The following is a 10,732-nucleotide window of genomic DNA, read 5'->3' as shown; positions in this document are numbered from 1 at the left end:
ACGGTAAAGGGGCGGAGGGGAATGGGGAGACTCCTGTGGGAAAAAAGTGCATGGTGAGACCCCGCAGGACGCAGTCCGAGGAGGCTCACCGCGCTCCCACGGAAAGCGACTCATTCCCCGCAGCCCCATCCACTCAACAAAAGTCTCGAAACTGAGTCTTCCACAATCCTACCATTTAGTTGGATAAAGCTTATAGTTTTAGCCAGGTTCGGACTTTATTGCGGAAGAGGTAGGTGGTGACGAGGAGGAGGGTGAAGACACTGAAGGCGATGAGGATCAGTGTGCGGTCTCCGCTTGCAAGGCTTGTTCCGACCAGGCTGTAAGCGAACGTTCCGGGAAGCATCCCGATCACAGTAGCCAGGACGAAAGAGAGAAACTTCACTCTCGTCATTCCTGCTAGATAGCTTAATATATCGAATCCGACAAGGGGGATAAGACGCAGGATGAATACATAAAGGAAACCTTGTCCCTGCATCCGCTCGTATATGTTCCCTGCCCATTTGGACTGGTGGAATTTGAGTACAGAGTCTCCGAAAAACCTTCCCATGATATACCCGGTGACACCGGCTCCTGTAGCTCCGATGACGATATATAGCATGCCGGGCCAGATTCCATAGGCGAAAGCCGCGGCGAGCGAAAGAACGGAGGTGGGAAACACGACGATGGGGCCGATGGCATACAGCCCCATGAATATGAGTGGTCCTATGGCGCCGAAAGATAGAATATAGGAGCGGATGTTATCCGCACTTACGTCAAACCGGGAGCGAACAAACCAAGCAAGAGCAATAAATAGGCCAAGGAACAAAGCGGTCCGTAATATGTTTTTCTTGTTCATAGAATTTCTCCGCTGAAGGTCTGGATGGAACCAGCCGGAATGGTTACCTGGACTTCCCGTGTGGGGAACGTTTCGTCAATAGGTATTGATATTTTCTTCTCAAGATCGTTGACATATAAATGTGCCACCGGCCGCCCATGCTGGTAAGTAATGTGCTCGACAGTTGCGTGGAAGCTAACCTCATTTTTTGATGTTTTTTGAGTCCCTACTCGTACGGCATGTAAAGGGGCGAATTCGTGATCATTCAAAATGAGATGGCCCCCTAAAAAGGAAGCGACCCTCATGTTGGCAGGCGACTTGTGTAACGTTTCAGCTGTGCCAATCTGTTGGAAGTTCCCGTCTTCAAAGACAGCGATTTTATCTCCCATGATCATCGCTTCTTCCATATCGTGTGTAACGAAAACCGATGTCGTTTCTCTCGAGGCAAGGAAGTCACGCACCCAGTATCTAAGATCCTGTCTTAAAGATGGATCCAGACTACTGAAGGGTTCGTCAAACAGAATTACTTCAGGTTCCGTGGCCATTGCACGGGCGAGGGCTGTCCGCTGCTGCTGTCCGCCGGAAATCTCAGAAGGAAAATGGTCACGGAAACGCGCCATCCCGATCGCTTCCAGTAAAGATTCAATCTTTTCTTCTTTATACTTTTTTGAGACTTTTGCTCCGTAAACGATATTCTCTTTTACGGTCATATGCGGGAAAAGCAAAGGCTGCTGAAAGACGAGGCTGATGCTGCGCCGGTTCGCTTTCTGTCTAGTAATGTCTCTTCCATTCATGATGATTTCGCCATCGGTCGGCTTCTCAAGCCCTGCGAGTATACGGAGCAGGGTCGTTTTTCCACTGCCTGAAGGTCCGACAATGCTCATGATTTCACCTTTCTCAAGGTGGAAGGTCAGTTCATTCAAAATCTTGTCATGATTAAAGGTTTTTGTAATGTTTTTCATTTCTAATTTCGTCTGTGTCATCGATGATTCCTCCATGGCAATCGAGAGTAGGGGAGAAACATCATCAAAGCTTCAATGATGATGTACATGAAAACTGGGATGAGTGCGAACCAGATCGAGAATGCCGCCATGATTGACGTGTTGGCATTATTGAGAAAAGGAAAAAAGACCAATGGCAATGTCAGCACCCGGCCGCCACCGATAATGGCGGTGATGGCATATTGGCTCAAACTGATCACAAGCGTTAAAAAGGTGACACTCCGGATTGCAGGTCTGAGTAAAGGGAGTTCTACCGTAAAGACCTGTGTCCAGAATCCTGCTCCTAGAATGTGAGGCTGCTCCATCATCGCTTTTCCCATTTGCTGATAGCTGTTATGAAAGATCTTGATGCTGTAGGGAACGGTTGGTACTAAATGGATGAGCATCACGCCCCAAATGGTGTCTGCAAGACCGACTCGAATCATGAACAGGTGGAGCCCCATCGCAATGGCCAAGGATGGAATTAAAATCGGTGATAAAAGCAGAGCCTCCAGCCATGCTTTTCCACGATAAGCGTAGGAGGTCAGAGCTTTTCCTGTAAACAAACCAATCGCGACGTTGATGAACAGTACAGCAAAACCAATCCCGATGGATATGAATGTCGCTTCCCACAATTGAGGATTCTGAAAGAGGGTTGAGTACCCTTCCCATCCCCAGTCTATGCCTTGTCCCGTATGGAAGCGCCAAGGGGCACTTACGCTTTGTAATAGCAAAACGGTTAGCGGAATGATGAAAAAAAGCAAGGTCAAAATAAGAAAGAACACTTTTTTTCGAATCATGGTCGATCCCCCCTCATCGCTCTCCATTTGGGCCTGCTTAACCCATAGTAGCTGATCAAGGTCAGCCCCAGGAGGAATAAACTAGTCAGGACCATGGCGGCAAAAGCCAATGGCCGGTCTTCCCAAGAGCTTCCATAAAACCACTCATACCCGAGCACGGATATCATCTCCGGGAAAGTCGTGCCGATCAGAGCTGGAACCTCATAGGCTGCCAGAGTAAAGGAGAAAATGATCAAAAATGATTCCACGAGAACAGGAAGGAGGTTTGGCAGATCGACCGTAGTAAATCGATGCCACGCGTTTCCCCCAAGGCTGTCTACAAGAGCGTAATACTCAGGGTGGATGGATGCATACACAGGAAGAAGCAGCAGAATAACAAGGGGGATTTCTTTCCATACATACGTGATGATGATCCCTATGCCTTGCGGATCCCGGGTCCAGACGGGAAAGTGTGATGTATCTTCAAGCCAGCCGGCAGCTATAAAAGCTTGTGCCGTCCAACCTGTTTCTGAGAGTATGAGGATGACCATGTACCCCCATACGAAATGTGGGAAAAGCATCGGGATCCAAACCATCAGCCTGGGAGAGGTTTTGGTTAACAATGGGTGAAACCACTTTGTGAAACCAAGACCAAGGATAATGGAAACGATCGTAGCTATTCCTGATGTTCGAATACTAAACCACACTGAAGAAAGAAACCGTTCTGAGTTTAAAATCTCTTCATAATGGGCTAACCCTTCTCCACCTATGCTTTGGATGACTGCGTGGATAAACCCATAGAAAGGGATGATCAAAAAAATGCTCGCTGGAAGAAAGAGAAGGAAGGTTCTATTTTTGAACAACTTCATTGAACCACTGTTCCTTCATCCAGTCGACATAGGCGGCTTCTGACTCCGGCAGGAAGCTCGCTTCAAGTTCTTCTGTTGATAACACGCTTTCTCCACGTTCGACAGCTTTAAATTCCTCTTTGATGTCTTCAGGCAATTGATCGAAGTTGATGGGTGTATTCTCTCCCCAGTGATCCGGCTTATATTTTTCCAGTTGAGCTTCTGGCGAAAGCATGAAGTTAATGGCCGCCAACGCGCCGGGTTGATTCGGGCTGTTGAAAGGGATGGACAGGAAATGCGTATTTCCTATGGATCCTGGTTCCATGACGAACGAACGTGTAGATTCAGGGAATACGCCTTCTTCAATCAATGATTCGGCCCGTGATTCGTTATATCCCATCGTCATCCAAACTTCCTCCTGGCTGTACAACCGGTCTAATTCTGTCAGGCTGTTTGGGTAATGTTCTCCTGAACGCCATAGGTCGTTTTCCATTTCATTAAGATAGGACCACGTACGTTCAGCGGTTGGAGTGATGTTGTTCTCCTCCAAGGATTGTTCATAAATATCCGAAGGCTTTTCTGCCTGAGCGTATAAGACGTGTCTTAAGAACGCATTGCCTGTAAATTCTTCAGCTGTCGGATAGGTGAACTTACCGGGGTTTTCAGCCACCCACGTTTGTAATTCTTCGAATGTAGCGGGAGGATTGGTGACTTTTTCTGAGTCATAATGAAACACGAACTGGACTTTGCCCCAGGGTGCTTCCATTCCTTCCACTTTTGTTCCGAAATCTGTTTGGAAAGCTGGGTCTTCGGTATTGTAGTAATCATTGAAATTAGGCAGAATCTCTGTAAAAGAACCCATCAGCAATTCGTTTTCTTTCGCGTTTTTGAAATTCTCTCCATTGATCCATATCACATCAATGGAGCCGTCTTGTTTATTCGCTTGTTTTTCTGTTTGGAGCTTCTGTAAAATCTCCGGCGTGTCAAGGGGGACGCGTTTCAGCGAGACTCCGTATTGGTCATCCAGCTGTGGTGCGACATAGTCATCAATGTAGGCATTGATTCCTTCATCCCCACCCCACATATACAGGCGGACTTCTGTTCCTTCTGCTGCTGCTTCGATCTCTTCCCACGAAGCTTCTGTCCAATCTTTATTATTTGTGGATGTTTCACTGCAGGCTGTCAAAAACAGAATCGCCAGCAGGAAAAATGGTATAAACTTCTTCAACCGAATCTCCCCCCTATGATTCTCATTATATGGGTACTACAAAAATCCCTCTGTCATTTATCATACAAACAAACCGATAAGAAAAAAACTAATACTACTTTCGTAATGCGTGAACCTAAAAAGATACGGGTAAAGGGAGGGAAAAGGAGGACGGAGAAATGATTTACAATCAATTCGCAAAACCAGAAGGACTAGCTGGCAAGTTTGCCGGAATGTTTATGGAAAGAGAGAACAGGGGGTTGAACGACTGGACCTTGTCTTTTCTGGATATAGGAAAGGGTGACCGCGTTTTAGAGGTCGGGTTTGGTTCTGGATCAGCTCTGAAAAAAATAGCTACCTTGGAATCGGAGGCTTTGTATGGAATCGATCCTTCAGAGGCGATGGTTGAAATGGTTTTAAAGAAGTTAAATGATCAATCGTGTTCACAGCAGATTGGTATTTTTCATGGCGACGCCTGTCAATTGCTTCATTTTCAAAACCCTTTAGATAAAATCTATGCCGTCAACAATATCACGTTTTGGGACCGACCCGTAGAAATTCTCCGCCACTTGCGGACGTTGCTCAGTGAAAAGGGGAAAATCGCCCTGACGATTGTTCCGCATGAAAAAGAAGCCACTGATGACACAACGGAAGTGCTGGGTGGTCAATTGCAAAACCTTCTTGTGAAAGCAGGGTTTCAAAATGTATGGATCCATTACAAATCAGAAAAACCCAACGATGCGGTCTGTGTGACAGGAATGAAAAACGATATGATAGGATAAGGAAAAAAGGAGGATAGCATATGAAATTAAAAAAAGAAGAAAGAGAGTATATGGTGGACCAGGTCAAAGAATACTTTGAACTAGAACGGGGAGAGGTGATCGGTGACCTCGCAGCTGAACAATGGGTACATAAGCTAGCAGAAGAGATGGGCCCCTTCTTTTATAACAAAGGAGTAGCAGACGCGAGACAGATGGTAGAACAGAAGATTATGAACGTCGATGAAGATCTTCGTTCCCTCGAACGCCCAGTTGGTAAACCGACACGCAGGTAAAAAAACACCGCTTCATTAAGCTGAAGCGGTGTATGGTTCTTCATCATCATCTTCGAAATTTACTTCAAGATCCTTTTCTATTTGTTGTTCTTCCACTCGTTGATTCCATTCAAAATGTTGCAGTTGCTCGTTCAAGTCGGCCACCATATTTTCCAGGTGATCGGTTTCTTTGATCATCTGTTGGAAGGCGGCTTGCTGCTCGACGGTAGACGCAGAGATTTCTTCTGTTCCTGCCGCTGTCTCTTCAACGATACTGCTCACATTTTCTATGGAAACATAGACATTCGCACTCTTATCTTTAGATTCATCCAGGCCAGTGACTAGGTCGTCCAGTTGTTCGTCGATAGACTTCACTTGAGCTGTTATTTTTTCAAAAGCTGTCTTGGATGTATCTACAGAATGGTTTTGCTGTTCAGAAATTTGAATGGTCTCCTGCATTTCCTGTTCGATGACTTGAACGCCATCTCTAATCTGCGTCACCATTTCAGTGATGTGTCCAGTGGCTGAGGTGGACTGATCAGCAAGTTTGCGAACTTCTTCCGCGACGACAGCGAAGCCTTTTCCATGTTCACCAGCACGTGCTGCTTCAATGGCAGCATTCAGAGCAAGAAGGTTCGTCTGTTCTGCGATATCATTGACGAGTTTGACGGTTGATTCAATTTGATCTGTATATTGGATGAAGTGATTAACGGACTTTTCTACGTTCGCAATCGACGCCGCACTTCGGTCCATGAGCGCACGTTGGTCTGTAATGCTCGTCTGCCCCTCATCCACATAAGTGAGGGCTTGTTGACTGGACTTCCTGGAGGATTGTCCCTGTTCACGGTTCAATTCAAATCCTTGATGGAGATCATCCATTAGATTTGCCACATCTTGAACATCTTCAGAAATGGATTGGCTTCCTTGAGCAAGTTCATCGGTTGAATTGGCTACTTGACTCGATATTTCAGAAAGACCACCCATCTCATTGTGAAGACGGGAGCTGAAGTCTTGTACATTTTGTCCAATGTGATGAACGGATTGGACGGTTCCTTCTAAGTTACCGATCATCGTACGGAACGATCGCTTCAATTGGCCAATTTCGTCCTTCTCTTTATCACTCACTTCAATTGAAGTTTTTAAGTTTCCATTGGCTACTTCAGATGCTTTTTCAGCAAGATCACGAATCGGGCGCGCGATAAGTTTCGTAAGTCTTGTCGTTGATAGAATCGTAGAAACTACCAGGACGGCAGCTGCGATGATGGTGAACAGGATCAAGTTCTGAATCGTCTGTTTTTGGTCCATCATTTGAGCGTCATACCAGGATTGGGCTTCTTGCTGAAGCATATAGATATCGTTGATGATTCCTCCGGTACGGGCGGCTTGACGTTGTACTTCATTGGTATCGTTGCTTGATAGGGCCCCCGAAGCAAGCTCTGTCCAATTTTGAAATTTCGATTGAGCCTGGTTGTACCATTGTTCTTGAGCTTCCGTTGCAATGAGAGGTTCCATATCCCCGAAGATACTATCAGTTTGTTCGATTAGAACTTCTGCTTCGCTGCGGGAAGCTTCTGACGGGTTGTATCCGTAGGTGGTCAATGCCTGTTCCACACTGACGAGTTGACCATGCAGTTCTTTACCTTCAAGTAAAATTTGGACATCTTGATTGGATGAACGTTGTAAGTCCATCATTTGAAAAACGATGAAACTGATGAGAGTCAGGCATAAAAGTAATGGAATGAGAGTCATTGTATACAATCTTTTTCCGATAGTCATCACGTTTCCCCCTTACTTTCCTGTCGCTTCATTTAATAGATTTTGTTCCTCTGAATTCAATTCAATCAAGCGTATCGGAGCAAGGCCTACACCATTTTCTTGAATGCCGAGCGTTTGTGTACCTCCATCGAGCTTTTGTCCATCACTCAAGAGTTTCATCACATCATAAAGTGCGACGTTGACATTTTTAAGCATGGAAGAGACGACGGCTTCTTCAGCTACGAAAAATTGGTCACTATCCACACCGAACGCGTAGATCTCTTGTTTCTGAGCTTCTTTTAGAACACCGATGCCTGTAAAACCTGCGGCAGGAAATACGAAGTCAGCACCTTCTGTCACCATGTCGTTCGTGATAGAAGCTCCTAATTCATCATCATCAAACGTTCCTGCATAATCAGACAGGACCTGTGCTTCTGGATTCGCTTCTTTTACCCCTGCTTTGAATCCTTCCTCAAAACGTTCTACGACCGGGATTTTTTCGCCACCAATAAATCCGACGGTACCTGTTTTCGTCTTCATTCCAGCGATGAGCCCGATCAAGTAACTGCCCTCATCTTCTTTAAAGGTGATGGATGTTACGTTCTCAAGTTCAGAAACAGCATCAATCATCACGAATGACTGGGCCGGGTTTTCTTTCGCTAATTTCTCAATGGCTTCCTGCGAATTATATCCAAGTCCTATAATGACATCATGGTCTTGGGCCAACAGCTCTTGGGCATTCTTTTCATAATCCTGATCGAACGGTTCCCGATAATCGAAAGTTATGCCTAACTCATCACGGGCTTGTTCAAGGCCTTGAAAAGCAGAATCACTGAAAGAATCATCCCCCAGTCCGCTGTCTGTGACGATAAGACCAGCGCTGATCGTATCTTTTGTATTCGCTTTCGTTTCATTGTTTGCACATCCAACCAATCCTGCAAGTAAGGAAAGGAGGACGAAGGGTATGTATAGACGTTGCAAAATCACCACTCCTTGTTATGATGTCTGACATCTATAAATATCGGAAATAACCAGGACGATTTAAATAGGAAGGAAGACTTAATATTTTCCCGCCACAAAAGCTCCCGATTGTGGAAGGATCAGTTTTGAGATGTTTGTTGAGTGGATGGGTGCTGCGGGGAATGGCTCGCTTTCCGCTGGAGCGCGGTGAGCGCATATCGCGAACCCTTAAAGGAAGCCTTGCCTAATTGAAATAATGAATGACCATTCCTGGCCATGGATACGGGGTCAGGGAAACGACGATTTGCAGTGTTTTGGATCAGTCAGTACAAAAACACACACGTTCGTGTCTCCATTCGCTTTTCATGCGGACGTTTCCCAGACCCTGTTCCCACACCTTATACGTGCAGGATCTATGGTTAAAACGACACTATAACGGCGTGGGTGAACAAGCCTTCATGACAGAGCTTGGCAGGTTACTGCTCAAGGGATTTCGAGAACCTCGTATGGCAAATGGGGCGGAGGGAAACGGTCAGACTCCTATGGGACGTGTGGGACAGGTGAGACCCTGCAGGACGAAGTCCGAGGAGGCTCACCGCCCGCCCCATGGAAAGCGAACTGTTTCCCGTAGCCCCTAGAATCTCCCCTACATATCGAAATCAAGTCTTCAAGAAACCTGCCATATAGTTGAATAGTGGTAATAGAAAAAGCCACGATGACGTTAGGTCATCGTGGTTGTGGAGTGGCTTAATTGGAAAGCATCGGCGAGTAGCTCGTAGGAGCGTAATCGATCTTCGAATGGTGTGACAATCGTGTTGACGATCACTTCATCTACGTTGTAGCTCTCCGCCAACTGCTCAATCTCTTCCTTTACTTTTTCAACAGAACCGACAATCATCCGATTTCGGTTGTCCTGGATTCGTTCTTCTTCAAAAATGGTGTACGAATGACTGAGTGCTTCCTCGGGAGTGGGGAAGTGTGTGCGCTTCCCGCCTTGTTCAATTTGTAAAAGAGCAAGGTCCAGACTTGAAGCCAAATACTCCGCATGCTCATCAGTTTCTGCACAGACGACAAAAACAGAGACATTCCCTATGGGCTTATTTTGCTGCATAGAGGTTGTGAAATAATCTTGATAGCGATCCATTGCTCGAATTCCACCACGTCCGTTAATGAAGTGGGCGAAGGAGTAAGAGACGCCTAAGTCTGCAGCCAAGCGAGCGCTTGTTCCGCTTGAGCCAAGCATCCACACGGGTGGTGCCGTTTCTCCTTTTGGTGTTGCATACACGTCCATACCGTGTGGGTCCTGTCCATGTAAATAAGCGATCAACTCTTCAACTTGGGATGGATAGTCTTCGATACTTGGCACTTTTCCACGGTTTAACGCTAAGTTGACGTTAGGCATCCCACCAGGAGCCCGGCCCACTCCAAGATCAATGCGATCAGGGTGGAGGGTTTCGAGGATTCGAAAAGCTTCCGCGACTTTATAGGAGCTGTAGTGGGGAAGTAATACGCCTCCTGTGCCAATTCGGATGTTATTTGTATGGGCAGCCAGGTGGGCCGCGAGTATCTCAGGTGCAGACCCTGCAAGACTGCTTGTACTATGATGTTCAGACACCCAGAAACGGTGATATCCCAGCTTGTCCGTCCACTTTGCGAGATCTGTTGTTTGTTGTAAGGCTTCTTTTGGGTCTGTCCCTGTTAAGATAGGGGATTGATCCAATACACTTAATTTCATTTTCATACCCCATTTACTTCGTTCGTTGTCATTCTATCTAACTACTATCGTCCCATGTGCCACGTGCAGATGCAAATGTAAAACAATTCTTTTCCTTCTTTTCTCTAAACAAAGCTTAACTATAAGCTCCCGATTGTGGAACACTCAGTTTCAAGACTTTTGTTGAGTGGATGGGGCTGCGGGGAATAGCTCGCTTTCCGCGGGGCCCCACACGAGGTGGGGTCGTTCGATGTTGGCACAGGACGTGCCGAACTTAATCGAACTTCCTCTGTTATCTTGAGCCTCCTCGGACTGCGTCCTGTGGGGTCTCACCATGCACTTTTTTCCTATTAGATATCCGGTTCCGGCGCCTAGCGGCTAGTGAGACTTCCCTCGCTTCTGTACGATAAGTCAACATCGAATCACTCCGTTCTTCGTGTTTCCTTTATCTCCGCCAGCTCAGTCCAGTCCATACGCCGCTGACCGAGGCGCCTGCACACTTAAGGTAGGAGTCTCGCCATTCCCCTCCGCCCCTTTGCCATTTAAGTATCTCGAAACCACTTTCGGAATTAGCTGCTTTTATGCACATGGTTATTGGAGGGGAATGAACTCCTAAGCACACTATTCTGCATGCGAAAAGCT

General features: G+C 46.4%; 10 protein-coding genes. 2 read left to right on the top strand and 8 right to left on the bottom strand.

Going from position 1 to position 10,732, the window contains the following annotated elements:
• Nucleotides 1-190: 190 nt before the first annotated feature.
• Genes DYE48_RS20775 through DYE48_RS20755 form a run of 5 tightly spaced genes read right to left on the bottom strand, consistent with a single transcriptional unit; the run spans nt 191 to nt 4,649 of the window.
• Nucleotides 191-835 (bottom strand): TVP38/TMEM64 family protein, encoded by a 645-nt coding sequence (locus tag DYE48_RS20775; protein ID WP_115825212.1) that lies wholly within the window; start codon nt 833-835, stop codon nt 191-193.
• Nucleotides 832-1,797, bottom strand: a complete 966-nt coding sequence (locus DYE48_RS20770; protein WP_115825211.1) for an ABC transporter ATP-binding protein — start codon at nt 1,795-1,797, stop codon at nt 832-834. The genes DYE48_RS20775 and DYE48_RS20770 overlap by 4 nt, the downstream gene beginning before the upstream one ends.
• On the bottom strand, nt 1,794-2,594 hold the full coding sequence (locus DYE48_RS20765) for an ABC transporter permease (protein WP_115825210.1): 801 nt from the start codon (nt 2,592-2,594) through the stop codon (nt 1,794-1,796). Before DYE48_RS20765 ends, DYE48_RS20770 begins: the two co-directional genes overlap by 4 nt.
• Entirely contained in the window at nt 2,591-3,442 is an 852-nt protein-coding gene (locus DYE48_RS20760) for an ABC transporter permease subunit (RefSeq protein ID WP_115825209.1), read from the bottom strand. The genes DYE48_RS20765 and DYE48_RS20760 overlap by 4 nt, the downstream gene beginning before the upstream one ends.
• Nucleotides 3,423-4,649, bottom strand: coding sequence for an ABC transporter substrate-binding protein (locus tag DYE48_RS20755; RefSeq protein WP_244199499.1), 1,227 nt, complete (start codon nt 4,647-4,649; stop codon nt 3,423-3,425). The genes DYE48_RS20760 and DYE48_RS20755 overlap by 20 nt, the downstream gene beginning before the upstream one ends.
• A 158-nt stretch (nt 4,650-4,807) precedes the next feature.
• Here DYE48_RS20755 and DYE48_RS20750 point away from each other — a divergent pair, with 158 nt between their 5' ends.
• Complete coding sequence (locus DYE48_RS20750; protein ID WP_115825208.1) at nt 4,808-5,410, top strand: class I SAM-dependent methyltransferase; 603 nt, start codon at nt 4,808-4,810, stop codon at nt 5,408-5,410.
• 20 nt (nt 5,411-5,430) lie between these two features.
• The gene (locus DYE48_RS20745) at nt 5,431-5,682 is read left to right on the top strand and encodes a DUF2164 domain-containing protein (protein WP_115825207.1); all 252 of its coding nucleotides are present in this window, start codon (nt 5,431-5,433) and stop codon (nt 5,680-5,682) included.
• 15 nt (nt 5,683-5,697) lie between these two features.
• Here the strand turns inward: DYE48_RS20745 and DYE48_RS20740 are convergent, their stop codons facing one another.
• The 3 genes from DYE48_RS20740 to DYE48_RS20730 all read right to left on the bottom strand — a co-directional run bounded on the left by DYE48_RS20740 (nt 5,698) and on the right by DYE48_RS20730 (nt 10,111).
• Complete coding sequence (locus tag DYE48_RS20740; protein ID WP_115825206.1) at nt 5,698-7,437, bottom strand: methyl-accepting chemotaxis protein; 1,740 nt, start codon at nt 7,435-7,437, stop codon at nt 5,698-5,700.
• A gap of 12 nt (nt 7,438-7,449) precedes the next feature.
• Nucleotides 7,450-8,397, bottom strand: coding sequence for a BMP family lipoprotein (locus DYE48_RS20735; RefSeq protein WP_115825205.1), 948 nt, complete (start codon nt 8,395-8,397; stop codon nt 7,450-7,452).
• Nucleotides 8,398-9,097: 700 nt separating this feature from the next.
• Entirely contained in the window at nt 9,098-10,111 is a 1,014-nt protein-coding gene (locus DYE48_RS20730; RefSeq protein ID WP_115825204.1) for an LLM class flavin-dependent oxidoreductase, read from the bottom strand.
• Nucleotides 10,112-10,732: the final 621 nt, after the last annotated feature.

This window comes from Halobacillus trueperi (genome assembly GCF_003386945.1).
Taxonomy (GTDB): domain Bacteria; phylum Bacillota; class Bacilli; order Bacillales; family Halobacillaceae; genus Halobacillus; species Halobacillus aidingensis.
This window is presented reverse-complemented; position numbering and strand designations above follow the sequence as displayed.